Below are 19,589 nucleotides of genomic sequence, written 5' to 3' on the forward strand. Positions count from 1 at the left end.
TTTCTTTATTTAGAGTATAAGTGAAAAAAATATTGTTTTTTTTCAGAAAAAACCCAAATGCACTTATAAATTAATAATAAAAAATGATTAGATTTGTGTGATTAATATTATAATGAAAACATTATGAAGAAACTCTTTACCTCTTTAATTCTGTTTCTCTGTTTGATTTGTACAGGCTTTGTATCCAAAGTCTCGGCTCAGGCAGGGCAGATTGGGACAGGAACAGGTACCTCTGTGTATCTTCCCATACGTTCCTATTATGGGTATAGTTATTCTCAGCAGATCTACACTGCTGCGGAACTTACGACTGCCATCGGTACGTCGAACTATATCACGGCTATAAAGTTTTATTCCACCACCGTTGCAACCTCTCAGGCTGTATATAAGGATTGGGTGGTATACATGGGAAACACAACCCAGAATAACTTTGCCTCCAATACAAACTGGATTCCATTAAGTTCACTGACTCAGGTGTATGCCGGAGATTTACCTACCCTATCAAATGGAAACTGGGTAACTCTTCAATTGGCTACTCCATTTTTATGGAATGGAACAGACAATCTTGTGGTTGCTGTAAATGAAAAAACTCCAGGCTATGCATCTTCACCAGGTACGGCCTGGGGATCTTATAATGCGGGGGCCAACCGAGGGATCATCTATTATGAGGATACTGCAAATCCAGATCCTGCAGCACCTCCTTCTGCAAAAGACAGACTCGCAGATATTCCTAGAATACAGTTGGAAAGCCAACCGCTTTCAGCTTGTTCAGCGGCTCCGCCTACTAATATTGCAGTTTCAAATCTTACAACAACTTCTGCTAATGTGAGCTGGTATCTTTCTGCAGGAGCCACTTATGTGGTAAGATACAGGCCTGTATCAGGTGGACCTTGGATAACAATCAATGTTACAACTCCTTTGGTCGGAAACCAGCTTATTACCGGATTAACTGAGCAGACCCAGTATGAAGTTCAGGTAGCCACTGTTTGTGGTGGTTCACAGGGAGCATTCTCTTCCAGCACCAACTTTACAACTCCAGCACTCACTTATTGTAATTCCGCTGCAACAAGTACTTTTATTGATGGATATATCAATCAGGTTTCTGTTAATGCACAAGGAGCCCCATCCATGTACAGTAACTCTGGTCAGAGTGGTTATACAGATTATAGTACAGATCCTACAAGAGTAGTTACTTTAGTAAGAGGGGGGACTGCTACCGTTTCAGTTTCAAAAACGTGGCCAGGTACTCAATATAGTTTCTTGACTGGAGTTTGGATTGATTTTAACCGTAATGGTGTTTTTGAAGCAACTGAAAGAGTGCTTACTTCACCAAGTAATACAACAACTCCGGTTACAGCAAACTTTACAATACCAACTGTTGCTGGTGGTGTTTACACTGGAAACCTGACTACAAAAATGCGTGTTGTATTAAACGAGTACAGCCCTATTAATGCTTGTGGAACATACTCTTACGGTGAAACCGAAGACTATGCTGTAAAATTTATAGACTTATCAACTTGTACTACAGCACCACCATCTAATATTACGGTAAATAACGTAACTCCTTCCTCTGCTAATGTTACCTGGACATCAGCTACTGGGGCTACTTATATAGTAAGATACAGAGTTTCTCCTTCTGGTGCATGGCAGCAGATTGCAGTAAATACACCATTAATCAGTAATCAAATTCTTACAGGATTATTGGAGCAGACTACATATGAAGTACAGGTTGCTACTGTTTGTGGGGGAACAACAGGTGCTTTCTCACCAAGTGTTACCTTTACAACACCGGCTCTTACTTATTGTACGGCTGGCCCTACAAGTAATACTGCTACAAGCGGATATATTAATAATGTAACTGTTACTCCTACGAATACTCCTATTATGTTGAGTAATTCCGGATCTGACAATTATAAAGACTATACCACAGATGCTACAAGAGTAGTGATCTTTGAAAGAGGTTCAGCAAATAATAAAATTTCTGTAAACAAATACTGGCCAGGTTCTCCTTCTTCATATGGAGTTTCTGCTTGGGTAGATTTTAACAGAAACGGAACATTTGAAACCAGTGAGAGAATTCTTAATACTACCTATAACACAACTACTCCTGTAACGGCTACTTTTGCAGTACCTACAGTGGCAAGTGGTAATGTGTATACAGGAACTCTTCCTACCCGTATGCGTGTAGTAATGAGATATTTTGATAATGCTAATCCTTGTGGTACATTCAGTCAGGGAGAAGTAGAAGATTATGCAGTAAAATTTGTAGATGCTCAACCTTGTTCAACAGCTGCTCCAACAAATATTACAGTGAATAATATCGCTGCTACTACAGCAACTGTATCATGGGTTGCTACTGCTGGTGCTACGTATAATATAAGATGGAGAGTTGCCCCAAGTGGAGCTTGGCAAACAGCAACAGTTCCTGCTGGTCAGAACTTCTACGGAATTACTGGTCTTACAGAACAGACTAATTATGAGGTTCAGGTTTCTACAACTTGTAACGGTTCTACAGGATCTTACTCATCATCAGTAACATTTACAACACCTCCATTGTCTTACTGTCCAATGACGGGTACCGGAACGAATGACCATATTTCGAATGTAACAGTTACCTCTTCGAACCTGGGTGTTCCGCCAATGAATAATACTTCAGTACAGACAAATTATATCAGCTATACTACTCCGGAAACTCTTATTACTCTGGATGTAGATTCTCAGAATAATAAAATCTCTGTAGCAAAAGGATGGACAGGTGCAACAGGTAACGATGCTGTAACAGCTTGGATCGACTTTGACAGAAACGGACAGTTTACTGATACTGAGAGAATTTTAATTTCTCCAGCCAATACAACGACTCCGGTTACTGCTACTTTTGCGGTTCCTTCAAATGCTTACACAGGACCATTAACAACTACAATGAGAGTTGTGCTGAAGCGTACAAGTGCTCCTACAATGTGTCAGAATGCAATAGATGGGGAAGTAGAAGACTATAGAGTAAGAATCAGACCTTGCAGCAATGCAACTCCTAATGCACCAACATTTACAACAACGCATACAACAGCTACTGTAACAATCACAGGAGCAGGAGTGAGCTATGTGGTAAGATACAGAGTTCAGGGAACAACTGCCTGGACGCAGGTATATGCTTCCGCACAATTAGGTAACCTTCCGTTAGTAATCAGCGGACTGGTACCAGCTACTACTTATGAAGTAGAAGTTGCAGCTATTTGTGGAGACATTGTTGGAACAGCAACACCAATTAAAACGTTTACTACAAGATGTGATCCTACTCCTCCAAATGTAACTGTAAGTACTATCACACCAACAACTGCATTGATTACATGGTCTCCGCTTGCGGCAAGTTCTACGTATACAATGAGATGGAGAAAAGTAGGTACTACAACATGGGCTACTATAAGTTTACCGGCAGCTCCTGCAAATACTTATGTATTAGGAAGTGTAACTCCTTTAGAGCCATATACTACTTATGAAGTTCAGATTGCTAACCAATGTAACGGGGAAACTACACTAAATCCATATTCTAACCCTAAAGTATTTACTACAGAAAGAATATGCCAGATTCCGCCTCCAGGATTAACAATTACCCAATTGCTTCCTACATCAGCGGCGATCCAATGGGATCCGTTCCCGGGAGCAACATATGTTCTTAGATACAGAAAAGTGGGTATTCCAAGCTGGACAGAAGTACCATCATTAGTTAATAACATTGTATTAACAGGTCTTGCAGAATTAACGAAATATGAAATGCAGGTAGTGAATATCTGTAATGGTACACCAGGAAACTATACTCCTCCTTACTACTTTACAACACCTACAGTAATTTACTGTAAGATGAAAGCAGAAAACTCTACAGGTGAGCATATTTCCAAAGTTACAGTGAAGCCTACAGGTAAGAAAACAATGGAGAATGAATCCGGAGCATCTACATATACAGATTATACCGGAGTTCCTAAAACATTCATCGAAATGATCCAGGGATCTACTGACAATGAGATCATCATTGAGAAAAAATGGACAGGAACTACTTATAATGAAGGAATCGCAGTTTGGATTGACTTCAACAGAAACGGAGAGTTTGATATCAATGAAAGAGTATTCACTTCTTCACCAAATTCAAACAGCCCTGTTTCAGGTAAATTCAATGTTCCTGCAGATGCTTTTGTAAGTATGACAGATTATAAGTATGTAGTGATGAGAGTTGCCATGTCTAGAGACGGTATCCCTGTAAACTGTGCTGACTTCAAAAACGGAGAGGTAGAGGATTACACGGTAAGAATCTCTAAACCGGTTGTTGCTAACCCAATTGATCAGACCAGTGTTATGATTTATCCTAACCCGGTAAGCTCAGTATTGTTTGTGAAAAATGTTAGCAAAAGAGCTAAGTATAAGATCTACAATGCTGCAGGACAGGTTATCGCTGATGGTATCTTACTGAACAACCAGATCAACGTAAGCAGATTGATTAACGGTGTTTATGTTATTGATATTGATGATAACGGTAATACTACTCAAAAGAAATTTATCAAAGAATAAGATATTTAAATTTCAATAAAATAAGCCTCCAGAAATGGAGGCTTATTTTTTGGGTAATGTGGTCAAAAATATCTCAGGTGAACCTGCTGCTCCTAAGAAATATTTTTACAGAAAAAAACTCGTTAGAAGCTTTTCTAACGAGTTTTTATTTATTCAATACTGAAGATCACTTTTTCAGTTTGTTCTTTTAAATCTTCCAGATTGGTATTGTTATAGATAATACAATCTGCCATTTTAATTTTATCCCTTTCGGGCATTTGTTTTTCCATGACAGTTTCTACCTCACGGTAGGTTTTATGATCCCTGTCCATTACTCTTTTGATCCTGATATTATCCTCGGCAGTTACCAGAAGAGATTTATAACATTGTCTGTTAAGCTTCAGTTCAAATAATAAAGCTGTTTCTTTAAAAACTAAATATTTGCTTTGTTTCCTTACCCAGTTTTCAAAATCAATTTTTACAGCAGGATGAATAATCTCATTCAATTGTTGAAGCAGATCTCTGTTATTAAAAACTTTATCTGCTACAAACTTTCTGTCATACAATCCGTTCTCATCATATGAATCTTCGCCTAGAAGTTCTTTGATTTTTATTTTCAGATCTTCACTCTCATTGACAATGGTTTTTGCTCTGTCATCGGAATAATAAACCGGAAAACCAAATTCCTCTATAAAGCGCGCTACTGTGGTTTTTCCAGAGCCTATTCCTCCTGTTAAGCCAATGATCTTGGGTGCTGGTTCCGGCTCTGTCTGCGGGGTTTCTGAATGTAATTCTTCCATGATTAAAAATTAATATCCAAAAACATCATTAAAGCTAAACGTTTCATCGAGTCTTACCCCTTTATCGGTCATTTTAAGACTTGCAAGCTCATTATGGGCATCATGCTCAAAGAACAATAAATACTCGTTGTCTACACACTGCTTAAGGAATTTTCCTTTTTCTTCCAGTGTTAAAAGAGGTCTTGTATCATATCCCATCACATATACCTGGTTGATATGTCCTGCTGTAGGAATAAGATCTGCAGCAAAAACAACTGTTTTTTCCTGATACTGGATAACCGGAAGCATCTGCTTTTCGGTATGCCCGTCTACGAAGATAACGTCCATTTTCAGATCCGGAGCGAAACCGTAGTTTCCGGTAGTGGGAAGTGGCAAAAAGTTAAGCTGCCCGCTTTCCTGCATGGGCATAATGTTTTCCTTCAGGAAACTTGCTTTTTCTCTTGCATTGGGTTCTGTTGCCCATTGCCAGTGGTTTTCATTAGTCCAGAAATTAGCATTTTTAAAAGCTGGTCTGTATCCGGTTCTGTCGTCATTCCATTCTATAGCTCCACCACAGTGGTCAAAGTGAAGGTGAGTAAGGAATACATCCGTAATATCTTCCTTTATAAAGCCATATTTTTTAAGATTTTTATCAAGACTATCATCTCCCCAAAGAGAGTAGTGGCCGAAAAATTTATCATCCTGTTTGTTACCGAGACCACAGTCTACAAGGATCAGTTTTTTTCCATCTTCAATAAGAAGGGAACGGGTTCCCAGCTCGATTAGGTTTTTTTCGTCTGCAGGATTCGTTTTTTCCCACAGACTCTTTGGGACGACTCCGAACATAGCACCGCCGTCCAGTTTAAATTTTCCACATTGTATTGGATATAACTTCATATGTATATTTTGATTATTTCTTTATTAATTTCATTTTCTCTGCAATTTTTCTCGCGTTATCATCAGATTGCTCAAGTTGAGTAATGATGTTGTTAAAATCATCCTCTTTTCTGTTCTGAGAAAGTTTTTGTTTGATAAATATTTCGGTAGGAATTATTTTAATCCCAAAAGCTCCTTTCATTTCTTTTTCCACAAATTCCCTTCCCATATCTTCTACCATCATTGGACATTGCTGAAAACTTTCGTATTTGGAAGTTAATTTATCCAAATGGGTATAGAGTTCATCATGATTCATTATTTCAACTGTTCCATGAATCTGCACCGCTTCATAATTCCAGGTAGAAACATTAATATGATCATACCAGCTGCTGGATATATAAGTGTGAGCTCCCAAAAAATCACAAAGAACTTCATCTCCATCGTTTAAGGTTTTTGCCTGAGGATTGGCCCTTGAAATATGAGTTTCAATATAAGCATTTTCAGGATCATCTTCATTAAGCATCATCATAGAATGAGTAGCTCTAATCTTATCAACGGAAGAAATCAGTAAAGCAAAAGAGTTTTCTTTGATAATCTCTCTCATCAAATCGTAATCTTCACTTCTGTATAATTTAGGTATAAACATAAACTAATCAATTCGCATTAACATTAAACCATAAACTCGAAATTTTGAATTAAAATAGTTCTCCCGGGTTTTTAGGTCTTGTAATATTCAAATGTTTGTAAGCCTTGTCGGTAACTTCCCGTCCTCTGGGAGTTCTGATAATAAACCCTTCCTGAATCAGAAACGGTTCATAAACTTCTTCCAGTGTTTCAGGATTTTCAGCAATAGATGTTGCCAGAGCAGAAATACCAACCGGCTTTCCTTTAAAGTTTTCAATCATGACGCGCATGATCTTATTATCCATTTCATCCAGACCAAATTCGTCCACATTTAAAGAATCCAAAGCATATTTGGTGATCTTGATCTCAATCTCACCATTTCCTTTAATCTCAGCGAAATCACGTACCCTTCTCAGTAGTGCATTGGCGATCCTCGGTGTTCCACGGCTTCTTCTTGCAATTTCTATGGCAGCATCTTCATAGATGACAACACCTAAAACCCTTGAACTTCTCTGAATAATGGTTGACAAAAGTTCAATAGAATAATATTCCAGCCTGCTCTGAATCCCAAATCTGGCAAGCATTGGCTTTGTAAGCATACCACTTCTTGTAGTAGCTCCCACCAGAGTAAAAGGATTCAGCCCTATCTGTACACTTCTGGCATTAGGACCTGTTTCCAGCATAATATCAATCTTGTAATCCTCCATTGCAGAATACAGGTATTCCTCTACTACAGGAGAAAGACGGTGAATCTCATCAATGAAAAGAACATCATTTTCCTCAAGATTGGTCAATAAACCAGCTAAACTTCCGGGCTTATCCAATACAGGGCCCGAAGTAACCTTGCAGTTTACCCCAAGTTCATTAGCAATAATATTGGCCAAAGTAGTTTTACCCAGTCCCGGCGGACCGTGTAATAAAACATGATCTAGTGCTCCGCCACGTCTTTTTGCAGCGGTAACAAAAACCTCAAGGTTCTCCAGCGTTTTTCTCTGCCCCGCAAAATCTTTAAAGCTCTGGGGACGGATCTGTTCTTCCTGCATCAGCTCCTCGTTTGAGTAGTTTTCCTTATCTGGATGTAAAAAATCTGGCATTAATTCATTTCATTTACTTCAAAGATAGCAAATTTAGACAAAGGTTGAAGGGCAGATTGAGAAAACGTTGAGATTGATACAGAGGTTGAAGTCAGCGTTGAAAATGAGAACAGCTAAGATTTAAATAATTGGGATATTTTAAGTATTTTTGAGAGAAGAAATTATTAATAAAAATTAATAAAATTTTGAATGTTGAGAAACAGATACTGATATAAGAATGTGTCAGCTTGAATCTAAACATCACATTAACTTTAAACTAATGAAATTAATAGGACCATTCAAACAGGTGGTAACACTTGCTAACTTACCCTTAAGAGGAAAACTTTCTGATGACCAGCTTGAAATTATTGCAGACGGAGGAATTGTAGTAGATCAGAATATTATCCGGAAAGTTGGAAATTTCGAAACATTAAAAACAGAAAATCCTACTATAGAATTTGAATATATTGAAGGAGAGCAAATTGTTCTTCCTGCTTTTGTAGATTCACATACCCATATTTGTTTCGGAGGAAACCGTGCCAACGATTTTGCCATGCGTAATGCCGGGAAAACTTATCTTGAGATTGCGGAAAGCGGCGGCGGAATCTGGAGTTCCGTACAGCATACGAGAAATGCTTCAGAAGAAGTATTATTAAAAACTTTAGTTGAAAGAATCAATTTTTTGCTTGATCTGGGAATTACAACTATTGAAGTGAAGAGCGGTTATGGTCTGGATGTGGAAAATGAGCTGAAAATGCTCAGAATTATTAAAAAAGCAGAGCAAGAAACAAAGGCAACTTTAGTTCCTACCTGTCTTTCTGCCCACTTAAAACCCAGAGATTTTGAAGGTAGCAATCCTGAATATCTTGAATATATCATTACCGAAATTTTACCAAAAGTAAAAGAAGAAGGATTGGCAAACAGAGTAGATATTTTTATTGAAAAATCTGCTTTTCAGCCTGAGGAAAGTAAGGATTTTTTACGTAAGGCAAAAGAATTAGGCTTTGAAATCACTGTTCATGCAGATCAGTTTACCCCTGGAAGTTCAAGAATTGCCGTAGAAGTGGGAGCAAAATCTGCGGACCATTTGGAAGCAACCATAGATGAAGATATTGAGTTCCTTGCAGAATCTGATACCGTGGCGACAGCTCTGCCGGGGGCAAGTCTGGGATTAGGTGAGAAATTTACTCCGGCTAGAAAATTATTAGATGCAGGAGCTATCGTAGCCATAGCAAGTGACTGGAATCCGGGATCGGCACCCATGGGGAATTTGATTACCCAGGCATCTATTCTGGCTACATTCCAGAAGCTGACGACAGCCGAAGTGTTAGCAGGAATGACTTTCCGTGCTGCTTATGCATTGAACCTTAAAGACAGAGGACAATTGGAAGCAGGAAAAAAAGCCGATTTTGTCACTTTTAAAACCAATAATTTCCAGAATGTATTGTATAATCAGGGAAGCTTGAGCGCGGAAAATGTTTATATCAATGGAAATAAGAAGTAGTAAAAAAACACGATCATGAAAATTAAATTAGAAGAGATTAAAGAAAAATATGTCTCTCTTGGAGTTGCAGAAAAAAACGTTGATTATGCATTAAATGCTGTAAAAGCGGGCACAAAAAAAGATTTTATTATAAAGAATTTGACTTCAGATATTAGAAAAGTGGATGCAGCTACTGCCAATAGCATGCTGGATGAAATGTTTGCTGCAAACGGTGGAGAATTTAAATATGAAAATAGAGGAGGATATCTTTATTCTACCTTTTACTTAATTGCTATTGTTGCTTTAGGCGTTGTGACTTTTTATTTTAGTAAAGAAAATAGAAGCATGCAATTTAAATTCGGTGGTGCTTTATTAGTGTTTATAGTTTTATTTTTCAGAACATTTATACCTACCATCAGAGGGAGGTTTAGAGAATAATTTAGATTATGATTTGGCAAGGCAGATTAGACGGAGAAGAACTTCTCTATCACAGATTATTTCAAAGGGTAAAAGAAGAACACAATTACGATAATATTTCTACAGGAGATTTTGCACTACATGGTTTTGCTGTAGATGAAGGAGTAAGGAGAAACAAAGGCCGTCAGGGCGCGAAAGATGCTCCGGATGTGATCAGGAAAAATATGTCTAATTTTCCGGTAATTCTTCCTGACTTTTCAATGCTTGACTTTGGGAATGTTACCTGTGAAGACGGTAATCTGGAAAATACTCAGAATAATCTTGCCAAAAATGTCTCAAAAGTACTTTTAAAAGGAGGGAAATCTCTTGTTTTGGGTGGAGGTCATGAAGTGACTTATGCTCATTATCTGGGCGTAAAAACAGCTTTTCCGGAACAAAAAATAGGGATCATCAATATCGATGCCCATTTCGATAACAGACAGCCGGAAAAAGGAGTAGGACCAAGTTCCGGAACTGGTTTCTGGCAGATTGCTCAGGAAGGTCCTATCCATTCTTTGCATATTGGAATCCAGAGAAACTCCAATACATTGAAGCTTTTTGATACAGCCCATCAGTACGGAATGAAATATATTCTGGCAGATGAACTGTTTTTTGAAAATCTTAGCTCCATCTATCAACGTATTGATGAACTGCTGAACAGTGTAGATTATGCCTATCTTACCATTTGCATGGACGTCTTTAATGCATCCGTTGCTCCGGGAGTTTCTGCTGCGGCTTATAATGGTATCTTTGCAGATACAGCTTTTATGCATTTTTACAGACATATCTTAAAAAATAAAAAATTGGTAGCGCTGGATGTGGCAGAAGTAAACCCTTCTTTCGATATCCAGGACAGAACCGCAAGACTGGCAGCATGTCTTGTAAATGAATGGCTAATGATGTAAGATAAAGTTATATTCTTCCAATAGAGAAAATCATTATTTTATTGACCCTTAAGGAATGAAATTTGCTGATTTCACCGTGCTTTTAAAATAAAAGCGCTCATAAATTCATTAGCTGAATTTAAAACAGAAATTTATATTATGGAACAATTAATTGAAAGCAAGCTTATTAAAGCAGATAAAGCGTTTTCAGTGTGGAGAAAAGTGCCGTTTGAGGAAAGGCAGAAGTTAATTGCAAAAGCAGCGGGAATTTTAAAAAATAATTCGGAGAAATTTGGAAAAATAATTACAACAGAAATGAATAAACCCATTTCAGAATCTATTGCTGAAGTGGAAAAGTGTGCTTTAATGATGAATTATTATGCAGACGCTGAGAATACTTTACAACCTGAAAAAGTAGAATCAGAATTTGCTTACTCTGAAGTTCACTATGCTCCAAAAGGGGTAATTTTAGGGGTGATGCCATGGAACTTTCCTTTCTGGCAGGTACTGAGATTTGCTACTCCTGCAATTTTGGCTGGAAATACAATAGTTTTGAAGCATGCTTCAATTTGTTTTGGTAGTGGAAATGCCATTGAAGAAGTTCTTTTGGAAGCTGGTTTTCCGGAAGGTGTTTTTCAGAATCTTGAAGTAGGACATAAAGCAGTAAAAGAAATTCTTGAACATGACACTGTAAAAGGAGTAAGCTTAACAGGCAGCGGAAAAGCAGGAGGAGAAGTAGCTTCAATAGCAGGCTTAAATATCAAAAAATCTTTACTTGAATTAGGCGGAAGTGATGCTTTTATCATTTTTGATGATGCAGATCTTGAAGAAGCCGCTAAAGCCGGTGTAAAATCAAGACTTCAAAATTGCGGACAAACCTGTACTGCAGCAAAAAGATTTATCATTGATGAAAAGATTGGGGATACATTTTTACCAATCTTCATTGAAGAATACAAAAAATATGAGATTGGTGATCCTTTAGATAAAGAAACCAAACTTGCAGGAATGGCAAGACCTGATCTTGCTGATGAACTGGAAGCCCAGTTCAACAGAGCATTGGAAAACGGTGCTGAAATCATCATTCCTCTGGAAAGAGTTTCTGAAAATGAATTTAAACCTGGTTTAATCAGAGTTCAGGAAGGTAATCCTATTTTAAAAGAAGAGCTTTTCGGACCTCTGGGTATGGTTATGATTGCAAAAACTGATGATGAAGCTTTACAGATGGCGAATGATATTCCTTTCGGTCTTTCCAATTCTGTATGGACTAAAAATAAAGAACGCCAGTTATTCTTCATTGAAAACCTTGAATCCGGAACAGTCAATATCAACCGTATGACAAGCTCTGATCCACGTTTTCCGTTTGGAGGATCAAAAGCTTCCGGATATGGAACAGAACTATCTTTATTGGCTTTAAAAGAATTTGTGACCGCTAAGACGATTGTAGGTAACTAAATTAGGTATAATGTCATTGTTGGGAATCGAGTCTCAGGTTTTTTTCACTTCACTCCGTTTCGTTCAGAATGACAAACTGCCGTTTATCAGTTAACAGTCTACTTTACACTATAAATAAAAAACTCCCGGAAATTTATTTCCGGGAGTTTTTTTATGCTTTTACAAAAAGTAATTTTGCTTATTGCTTATTGCTTATTGCTTATTGCTTATACTGTTGTCAGTCTCAATGTATTTGTTTTTCCCCCTTCATAGGATGGAGTAGCATTGATGTTGATTACGAAATCTCCGGTTTCGATATAACCATAGTTGTGTGTTAACATATTTACCTGGATAATCGTTTCATCAGTAGATTTTTTCATGTCATAATAGTATGCGTGAACACCCCAAAGAAGGTTCAGCATCGTGATAACTCTTCTGTTACCGCTGTATACGATAATATGAGAGTTTGGTCTGTGTGCTGCAAGCTGGAATGCGGTGTACCCGGAGTGAGTAAGCGTTACGATAGCAGAAACGTTAGTTGTTTTAGCAATTCTTACCGCTGCAAGACAAACCCTGTTGGTAATGAATCTTTCATCGATACAGTTATAATCTTTCTCGATAGGCTCATTTTTGTGTTGGTAGAAATGAGTAGTTTCAATATTCTTTACAATTTTAGCCATGTTTTCCACAACCTGTACCGGATATCTACCTACCGAAGTTTCTCCGGAAAGCATTACAGCATCAGCTCCGTCCAGTACAGAGTTGGCCACGTCATTTACTTCCGCTCTTGTTGGTGTTAAACTGTTGATCATCGTTTCCATCATCTGGGTAGCAATGATGACCGGCTTGGAATAGAATCTCGCTTTTTCTACCAGGTTTTTCTGGATGGCAGGAACTTCCTCCATCGGAACTTCTACTCCAAGATCTCCACGGGCTACCATTAATCCATCACATTCAAGAAGGATTTCATCAATATTTTTAACGCCTTCAGGCTTTTCAATCTTCGCAATAATCGGAGTTTTGAATTTACCATTTGGATGCGCTTTAATAAGCTCCTTCAAGTCGATAATATCCTGAGCATGACGAACAAATGATAAGGCAATCCAGTCAACTTCCATGTCAAGCATGAAATTAGCATCCTGAACATCTTTTTCTGTTAATGCAGGAAGAGAAACATTTGTATTAGGGAGATTAACTCCTTTTTTAGAACTTAGCGGACCTCCCTGAATAGTTTTTGCTTTTACAGTATCTTTTTCATTGGTTTCAATAACCTCCAGCATTAGTTTCCCATCATCAATAAGAATTCTTTCCCCTACTTTTACATCCTGTGGAAACTGTTGGTATGTCATGTATACCTTAGTGGAATCTCCCTCCATCTTTTCATTGGTGAAAGTCAGAATATCACCTGGATTCAGATAAGATCCTTCCTTTACAACTCCCACTCTCAGCTTAGGACCCTGAAGGTCTCCCAGGATTCCCACAGAATAACCATACTCATTGTTTAGCTCTCTAATTATTTCAATATTTTTTCGAACTAAGTCGTAATCTGCATGGGAAAAATTTATTCTGAAAATATCAACACCCGCTTTCATTAAATCTAACATTACCTCCTTCGACGATGAAGCAGGCCCTAGTGTTGCGATAATTTTTGTCTTCTTTAAATACTTATTCATAATACTGGATAATTTGATAAAGTTCCTCATCAGAACTCAGTGTATAATCTTGAATTGGAAACACAAGATTTTCAGGGAGCAAAATTACGGAAAAATCAGGAAACTGTTCCGAACTATGCAGAATATATTCCACATCTACCTGATTATTTAATAAAAATTTAATGTTCTCTTCTTCTGTAAAGAGTTCTGTCTGAATTTTTTTTTGCTTACTTTCAGAAGATTTATTGGAAATGAAGGTAAAACAAGTCTTTGTATACTTGTGATAGCCTTCATATCTTGGAAAAAAATAATCATAATATCCCCCATGAAAGACAAGATCTTTCTTTCTTGAAAAACTGAGGTTATTGGTTTGATTTATTTTGTAGAAAAACTCGTGAGCAGGTATATCTTTGGCTAATCTTACCAATCCTATGGCAATATCTTCAAATTCTATATCATCAAGATCATAAAGTTTTTGAATTTCCAAGTATATTTTCTTTTTTGTTTAAAATATAAAATGCCCTCTGTGCTGCTTTTTCCTCTGCTTTCTTCTTGGAAGTCTCTGTTGCATTGGCAATTTTTTCGTCTCCAAGCCATACATGGCATCTGAATACGACAGATTTATTAGCCTGTATTTCCTCGCAGGTTTCGTACTTTATATTCACCTTCTTTTTCTGGCTCCATTCGAGCAGAAGACCTTTATAGCTCACAATTTTGTTTTCAAGCTTATTGATCTCGGAAGGGGTCAGTAATTTTTCCAGAATAATCCTTTTACAGGTATCATAATGGAAGTCTAAATAAACAGCACCAATTAAGGCTTCGAACAAATTTCCAGAGATATTTTCTCCCAAAGCTGATGAGCTGTTTTGCTTTTGCAAAAGGCTGGTAAGCTTGAGATCTTCTCCTAATTTATTGAGGTTTTTCCTATTAACAATCTTAGATTTCATTTGTGTCAGATATCCCTCATTGGCCTGAGGATATGTCTGGAACAAATGACAAGAAATAATTGTACCCAAAACAGAATCTCCCAAAAATTCAAGTCTTTCGTAATTGCTGTCTTGATTTTTAGAAGAATTTTTCAAAGAAAAAGCTTCGCGGTAAAGAGCTATATTCTGTACCTCTGTACCTAATACTTTTCTAAGCTCGGTACTGAGAAAATACTCTCTCTCCGTTAATTGTCTTTTTCTTTTTTTGAGAAGGAATTTAGAAAAGTATTTCTGTAACTCCATTCATTGAATTTAGATTTTCTTAAATAGAACGCAAGCGTTATGCCCGCCAAATCCGAAAGTATTGCTCATGGCTACTTTTACATCTTTCTTAACAGCTGTATTAAACGTAAAGTTAAGTCGGCTGTCAATATTTTCATCATCAGTAAAATGGTTGATGGTTGGAGGGACTGTACCATGAATAATAGTTCCCAATGCAGCGATAGCTTCAATAACACCTGCAGCACCTAAAAGATGGCCAGTCATTGATTTTGTAGAATTAATCTGAATGTCATAAGCATGCTCGCCTAATAATTTCGAAATTGCATTGGATTCTGCGATGTCTCCTAATGGAGTAGATGTACCATGCATGTTGATATGATCTACTTCATCAGCAGTTAAGCCTGCATCTTCCAGACAGCTTTTCATTACCAGATAAGCGCCAAGACCTTCAGGATGTGGAGCAGTCATGTGATGTGCATCAGCACTCAGACCTCCTCCCAGTAATTCTGCATAAATTGTAGCACCACGTTTTACGGCGTGCTCATATTCTTCTAGAACAATACATCCTGCACCTTCACCTAGCACAAATCCATCTCTGTCTTTGTCAAAAGGTCTTGAAGCTGTTTTAGGATCGTCGTTTCTTGTAGAAAGTGCCATCATTGCGTTGAATCCACCGACACCACTTGCTGTAACGGCTGCTTCAGAGCCTCCGCACACAATCACGTCTGCTTTTCCTAACTGGATCAGCATTTTGGAATCAATTATAGCATTCGCTGAAGAGGCACATGCAGATACAGTAGTGTAGTTTGGTCCGTGGAAACCGTATTCAATTGAGATATGTCCTGGAGTGATATCCGCAATCATTTTTGGGATAAAGAAAGGGTTGAATCTCGGAATTTCCGTATTGGCCCATCCTAAAACTTCAGTTTCAAAAGTCTCTAATCCTCCGATTCCGGAGCCCCAGATTACACCAACTCTGTTTTTATCTACATTGTCTTCAATAATGCCGGAATGCGCTACTGCTTCTCTTGCAGCAACAAGTCCCAATTGAGTATTTCTATCCATTTTTTTAGCCTCTTTCTTATCGAAATGCTGTAACGGATCGAAATTTTTTACCTCGCAAGCGAACTTTGTTTTAAAGTTTGTGGCATCAAAAAGAGTAATCGGAGCGGCACCGCTCTCACCTTTCACAAGATTTTCCCAGTATTCTTTTGCATTATTTCCTATTGGTGTTATTGCTCCAAATCCGGTTACAACTACTCTTTTTAATTCCATAAACTTTGTTTAATTTCTTTTTTGTTGAAGAATATTATTTATTTACTACTTCTTCGATGTAAGCGATAGCGTGTCCTACAGTAGTAATTTTTTCAGCTTGGTCATCAGGGATCTGAATGTTAAATTCTTTTTCAAATTCCATGATTAACTCAACTGTATCTAGTGAATCAGCTCCTAAATCGTTAGTGAAGCTAGCTTCAGGAGTTACTTCTGTTTCTTCAACGTCAAGCTTATCAGCGATGATAGCTTTTACTCTTGATGCAATGTCTGACATAGTAAATTATTTTTTTAATTGTTAGATGGTGCAAATATATAAAATTCTTTACGATAAAACATTTTTTTAGTCTTTTTTGTGGAACAGAAGCTTTCATTTTAGATTGTTTCGCTTTAGTCTTTTAGTTTTCAGGTGGTTATGTTTTATTGTCTGCTGGCGGATCTAAAACCAATTAAATTAGTCAAAGGAAAATTAAAGGTAATACTTCCAAATTTATTATTGTTGGCTTTACTATTATGAATGACGCCAAATCGATAATTGTAAAATTCTAAATCATTAATGAGTTCAGTTTTTTGTTGTAAATAATAAAGAATAAGAAGAAGCCGTCTCATTTTCCTTGAGGCGGTTTTTGTTTATAAACTGTCAATATTATTTTTTAGGATGATTTTTTTGATTTGGAGTGTCTTTTTATGCCACCTTCTTTCTTAAGTTGTGTGCTAAAGCATGTAAACCGAACTCAATTTCTACTTTTTTCAACGATTTTAGCATAAATCGCTTAAAATGGTGATTGTGTTTGAGGTTGGCAAACACAGGCTCTACATCGTAACATCTTTTTTTACGTTTTTCTATCCCTTCTTCACTTTTCAGTCGCTTTCGTGTGAGTTCTTTATGACGTTCCAGATTGTGATTTCTCTCTATGCTTCGGTTTTCTTTAGATTGATGGCACATGCTTCTTAATGGGCACCCTTGGCAGTTTTTGGTCTTGTAATGCGATAAGGTCTGCTCAAAACCGGTCTTGGTAGTTTTGCTGCTTTCGTGTTTTTTTTCCATCCGTTGTCCCATTGGACAAACGTAAAAATCTTTCTCCCGGTTGTAGTGCAAATGCTCTTTGCTAAAGGTTTTGTTTTTACTCTGATAGTTTTCGTCCTGCTCTTTATCAAACGTATTGTACTTTACAAAAGCCTCTATTTCGAGTTTCTCTAAAAGCTCATAATTCTCTTCACTTCCGTAACCTGCATCGGCGGTAAGGGATTCTATTTCGCAGAATTTTTCCTGGCCTATGTTGTCTTTAAAATTTTCCAGATGAGAGGCTAAAGTATTAGTATCGGCAGGGGTTTGATGAAGCGTATAATTCAGAATAAACTGGTTCTCGGTGGAGATTTGCGCATTGTAGGCGGGCTTGAGCTGTCCGTTCTTCATGTGATCTTCCTTCATCCGCATAAAAGTAGCATCTGTATCGGTTTTGCTGTAAGAGCCCCGCTCTGCGAGAATGTCTTCCTGCTGTTGGTATTTATCAAGATTCTTTTCAAAATTATTCCTGATGTAGTTCAGCTTGGCTTTAGCTTGAGCTCCCCCTTTCTTATCAGCGATTTTACTTCCTTTCAGTTTCTGGTTGATGTTTTCTACCGTTTTTTGGATTTTCTCTTTGTTGATTTCCCTGAACTCTGGAGGTTGGGGATCTTTATCTTCATCCGAAGCGATGCTTTGGGCATACCTCCATTCTGAATCAATTAAATCAAATAGTAGAGCCTCAATTAAGAGGCTTTTCTAATTTGTCTAAAACATTATCAAAACGATCATCAAAATATGAAATTACTTTCCCATCTTTAATCATTTTGATTTCATCGTGTGAAACATGGATTTCTACATCAGGTATCTCAAATATGAAATAATTACCAGCATTTCTATGTGACCACTTAATGTTTCTTCCCTCAATCATGGATACAACTAAATCTAACTTAGATTTTCTAGCTTTGTTTCTTTTTATTGACATATTATATTTTTTTTATTGGAAACAAATATATGATGCAACCTAATCTTCTTGCGGTTTGCTAAAATATTGCTTAAACAATTATTTTAAATAGATTTTTTAAGATGAATTGATCAGTTAAAATTATATTCTATTTTTATTTGGGTGAAAAAATACAATGGTGAATCCCTGCCTACAAAAATACCCCCATCAAAGCTCACTCAAAAAATCAAATAATCCTTTATAGTAGAATTTATAAAAATTTAATACCAGTAAAATATTTTGAGTGAATAGATTATACCTTCTATGTCAATACCCCCGTCACCAAGTCAAAGAAATTTTATCTCCCCCTACCAACTATCAGACCTTTTTTCAACAGTAAGTTTTGTTTTATTTGGTTTTTGTGGATCTATTTTTATTTTCCATTTACATTTTCTACTAGTTATAGTCTTTAAGATATATTTTTATTGATATTTTTTTGACAGTTTTTGTTAGTGGCCGTCTTAGTTTAAAAATATTTTAAAAACTTTAATTTTAAAGTTAAAATCTCTGTCAATTGGCATGAATGTTGACTTTATTGATATATCTAAGAACTATTTCAAGTTCTTTTTTCTATATAGATTCTCACAATAATATATAAAAAATGCCTAAAGTGCTACGAACACGATAGGCAACATCAATAAATTTTAATTACACTAAAAATTATCGACATGACAAATTTACAAAATTGTCTTGATACTGCTAGTATCTACGTAGGAACCTACAAAAAGTATAATGAAAGCTCATTATTTGGGAAATGGCTCAATCTTTCGGATTATTCAGATTATGACGAACTATTAGAAGCAATGAAACAACTTCACCAAGATGAGCACGACCCAGAGTTCATGCTCCAAGATTATGAAAACTGTTCTTTATTTGAAAAGTTAGGATTAATCGAAGAAAGTTATTTATCTAATGAGATATTTGAAATAGCAGAGCAAATAAACTATTCTGGCTATGATCTTGAAATTTTCGAGGCTTACCTTGATTGTATTGGAAAAATGGATTTTCAAAGCATTTATAACGGTGTGATAAACTATTATATGGGTGAGTTCTCAGACGATGAAACATTTGCTCAATATATCTTAGAAGAAAATATTCCTGAAAGCCTACCAAATTATATTTATATTGATTGGGAAGCTACAGCAAAAAGTTTGATGTATGATTATTTTGAAAGTAACGGACATTATTTTAAATCGTAGTATATTTGTAGTGTTATACAATAGCCCTTTGTATGTTTTAAAATTCAAATAGGTTTTATTAAATTCAAACAGATTTAAAAAAGTACATTTAAAAAATTCGGGTACAACTT

Annotated in this window: 17 protein-coding genes; 6 read left to right on the forward strand and 11 right to left on the reverse strand. The window is 36.8% G+C overall.

The annotated features are described in order from the left end of the window. Positions 1 to 123: 123 nt before the first annotated feature. Positions 124 to 4,554 (forward strand): GEVED domain-containing protein, encoded by a 4,431-nt coding sequence (locus tag C8D70_RS19295; protein ID WP_110368372.1) that lies wholly within the window; start codon positions 124 to 126, stop codon positions 4,552 to 4,554. A gap of 149 nt (positions 4,555 to 4,703) precedes the next feature. Here C8D70_RS19295 and coaE read toward each other — a convergent pair whose 3' ends face one another. From coaE to ruvB, 4 genes are read right to left on the reverse strand one after another with little or no spacing between them, the layout of a single operon-like run. Then, entirely contained in the window at positions 4,704 to 5,333 is a 630-nt protein-coding gene (coaE, locus tag C8D70_RS19300; protein WP_076594963.1) for a dephospho-CoA kinase, read from the reverse strand. A gap of 9 nt (positions 5,334 to 5,342) precedes the next feature. Next, positions 5,343 to 6,209 (reverse strand): MBL fold metallo-hydrolase, encoded by an 867-nt coding sequence (locus C8D70_RS19305; protein WP_076594964.1) that lies wholly within the window; start codon positions 6,207 to 6,209, stop codon positions 5,343 to 5,345. 13 nt (positions 6,210 to 6,222) lie between these two features. After that, positions 6,223 to 6,834 (reverse strand): FMN-binding negative transcriptional regulator, encoded by a 612-nt coding sequence (locus C8D70_RS19310; RefSeq protein WP_110368373.1) that lies wholly within the window; start codon positions 6,832 to 6,834, stop codon positions 6,223 to 6,225. Between the two features lie 49 nt (positions 6,835 to 6,883). After that, positions 6,884 to 7,906, reverse strand: a complete 1,023-nt coding sequence (gene ruvB, locus C8D70_RS19315; protein WP_076594966.1) for a Holliday junction branch migration DNA helicase RuvB — start codon at positions 7,904 to 7,906, stop codon at positions 6,884 to 6,886. 259 nt (positions 7,907 to 8,165) lie between these two features. Here ruvB and hutI point away from each other — a divergent pair, with 259 nt between their 5' ends. From hutI to C8D70_RS19335, 4 genes are all read left to right on the forward strand, one after another. Further along, complete coding sequence (gene hutI / locus C8D70_RS19320) at positions 8,166 to 9,389, forward strand: imidazolonepropionase (RefSeq protein WP_110368400.1); 1,224 nt, start codon at positions 8,166 to 8,168, stop codon at positions 9,387 to 9,389. Between the two features lie 15 nt (positions 9,390 to 9,404). Further along, positions 9,405 to 9,806 carry a hypothetical protein gene (locus tag C8D70_RS19325; RefSeq protein WP_110368374.1) on the forward strand — a complete coding sequence of 134 codons (402 nt, stop codon included), beginning with the start codon at positions 9,405 to 9,407 and terminating at the stop codon, positions 9,804 to 9,806. 8 nt (positions 9,807 to 9,814) lie between these two features. Continuing rightward, positions 9,815 to 10,729 (forward strand): formimidoylglutamase, encoded by a 915-nt coding sequence (gene hutG, locus C8D70_RS19330; protein ID WP_110368375.1) that lies wholly within the window; start codon positions 9,815 to 9,817, stop codon positions 10,727 to 10,729. Between the two features lie 138 nt (positions 10,730 to 10,867). Further along, on the forward strand, positions 10,868 to 12,160 hold the full coding sequence (locus C8D70_RS19335) for an aldehyde dehydrogenase family protein (RefSeq protein ID WP_110368376.1): 1,293 nt from the start codon (positions 10,868 to 10,870) through the stop codon (positions 12,158 to 12,160). A 206-nt stretch (positions 12,161 to 12,366) separates the two neighbouring features. On the opposite strand, the gene pyk is transcribed toward C8D70_RS19335, so the two are convergent. The 7 genes from pyk to C8D70_RS19375 all read right to left on the reverse strand — a co-directional run bounded on the left by pyk (position 12,367) and on the right by C8D70_RS19375 (position 18,262). Beyond that, positions 12,367 to 13,812, reverse strand: coding sequence for a pyruvate kinase (gene pyk, locus C8D70_RS19340; protein WP_076594970.1), 1,446 nt, complete (start codon positions 13,810 to 13,812; stop codon positions 12,367 to 12,369). Further along, a complete protein-coding gene (locus C8D70_RS19345) occupies positions 13,805 to 14,278 on the reverse strand; it encodes an IPExxxVDY family protein (protein ID WP_110368377.1) in 474 nt (157 codons plus the stop codon). Before C8D70_RS19345 ends, pyk begins: the two co-directional genes overlap by 8 nt. Next, positions 14,256 to 15,020, reverse strand: coding sequence for a ribonuclease III (gene rnc / locus C8D70_RS19350; protein WP_076594972.1), 765 nt, complete (start codon positions 15,018 to 15,020; stop codon positions 14,256 to 14,258). Before rnc ends, C8D70_RS19345 begins: the two co-directional genes overlap by 23 nt. Positions 15,021 to 15,029: 9 nt before the next feature. Beyond that, positions 15,030 to 16,274, reverse strand: coding sequence for a beta-ketoacyl-ACP synthase II (gene fabF, locus C8D70_RS19355; RefSeq protein ID WP_034693118.1), 1,245 nt, complete (start codon positions 16,272 to 16,274; stop codon positions 15,030 to 15,032). Positions 16,275 to 16,308: 34 nt separating this feature from the next. Then, complete coding sequence (locus C8D70_RS19360) at positions 16,309 to 16,548, reverse strand: acyl carrier protein (RefSeq protein ID WP_002976354.1); 240 nt, start codon at positions 16,546 to 16,548, stop codon at positions 16,309 to 16,311. Between the two features lie 408 nt (positions 16,549 to 16,956). Continuing rightward, positions 16,957 to 18,024, reverse strand: coding sequence for an IS1182 family transposase (locus tag C8D70_RS19365; RefSeq protein ID WP_317047802.1), 1,068 nt, complete (start codon positions 18,022 to 18,024; stop codon positions 16,957 to 16,959). After that, positions 18,020 to 18,262 (reverse strand): hypothetical protein, encoded by a 243-nt coding sequence (locus C8D70_RS19375; protein ID WP_110368380.1) that lies wholly within the window; start codon positions 18,260 to 18,262, stop codon positions 18,020 to 18,022. Before C8D70_RS19375 ends, C8D70_RS19365 begins: the two co-directional genes overlap by 5 nt. 686 nt (positions 18,263 to 18,948) lie before the next feature. Between C8D70_RS19375 and C8D70_RS19380 the strand changes: the two genes are divergently transcribed. After that, on the forward strand, positions 18,949 to 19,479 hold the full coding sequence (locus C8D70_RS19380) for an antirestriction protein ArdA (protein ID WP_110368381.1): 531 nt from the start codon (positions 18,949 to 18,951) through the stop codon (positions 19,477 to 19,479). Positions 19,480 to 19,589 lie beyond the last annotated feature (110 nt).

The organism is Chryseobacterium sp. CBTAP 102, from assembly GCF_003201365.1.
Taxonomy (GTDB): domain Bacteria; phylum Bacteroidota; class Bacteroidia; order Flavobacteriales; family Weeksellaceae; genus Chryseobacterium; species Chryseobacterium candidae.

What these genes read in the sequence shown, in the direction of transcription:
- C8D70_RS19375 (WP_110368380.1), bottom strand. Translation starts at nt 18,262, where the DNA reads ATGTCAATAAAAAGAAACAAAGCTAGAAAATCTAAGTTAGATTTAGTT.
- C8D70_RS19295 (WP_110368372.1), top strand. Translation starts at nt 124, where the DNA reads ATGAAGAAACTCTTTACCTCTTTAATTCTGTTTCTCTGTTTGATTTGT.
- ruvB (WP_076594966.1), bottom strand. Translation starts at nt 7,906, where the DNA reads ATGCCAGATTTTTTACATCCAGATAAGGAAAACTACTCAAACGAGGAG.
- hutI (WP_110368400.1), top strand. Translation starts at nt 8,166, where the DNA reads ATGAAATTAATAGGACCATTCAAACAGGTGGTAACACTTGCTAACTTA.
- C8D70_RS19325 (WP_110368374.1), top strand. Translation starts at nt 9,405, where the DNA reads ATGAAAATTAAATTAGAAGAGATTAAAGAAAAATATGTCTCTCTTGGA.
- C8D70_RS19305 (WP_076594964.1), bottom strand. Translation starts at nt 6,209, where the DNA reads ATGAAGTTATATCCAATACAATGTGGAAAATTTAAACTGGACGGCGGT.
- C8D70_RS19380 (WP_110368381.1), top strand. Translation starts at nt 18,949, where the DNA reads ATGACAAATTTACAAAATTGTCTTGATACTGCTAGTATCTACGTAGGA.
- C8D70_RS19335 (WP_110368376.1), top strand. Translation starts at nt 10,868, where the DNA reads ATGGAACAATTAATTGAAAGCAAGCTTATTAAAGCAGATAAAGCGTTT.
- hutG (WP_110368375.1), top strand. Translation starts at nt 9,815, where the DNA reads ATGATTTGGCAAGGCAGATTAGACGGAGAAGAACTTCTCTATCACAGA.
- rnc (WP_076594972.1), bottom strand. Translation starts at nt 15,020, where the DNA reads ATGGAGTTACAGAAATACTTTTCTAAATTCCTTCTCAAAAAAAGAAAA.
- pyk (WP_076594970.1), bottom strand. Translation starts at nt 13,812, where the DNA reads ATGAATAAGTATTTAAAGAAGACAAAAATTATCGCAACACTAGGGCCT.
- C8D70_RS19360 (WP_002976354.1), bottom strand. Translation starts at nt 16,548, where the DNA reads ATGTCAGACATTGCATCAAGAGTAAAAGCTATCATCGCTGATAAGCTT.
- C8D70_RS19310 (WP_110368373.1), bottom strand. Translation starts at nt 6,834, where the DNA reads ATGTTTATACCTAAATTATACAGAAGTGAAGATTACGATTTGATGAGA.
- coaE (WP_076594963.1), bottom strand. Translation starts at nt 5,333, where the DNA reads ATGGAAGAATTACATTCAGAAACCCCGCAGACAGAGCCGGAACCAGCA.
- fabF (WP_034693118.1), bottom strand. Translation starts at nt 16,274, where the DNA reads ATGGAATTAAAAAGAGTAGTTGTAACCGGATTTGGAGCAATAACACCA.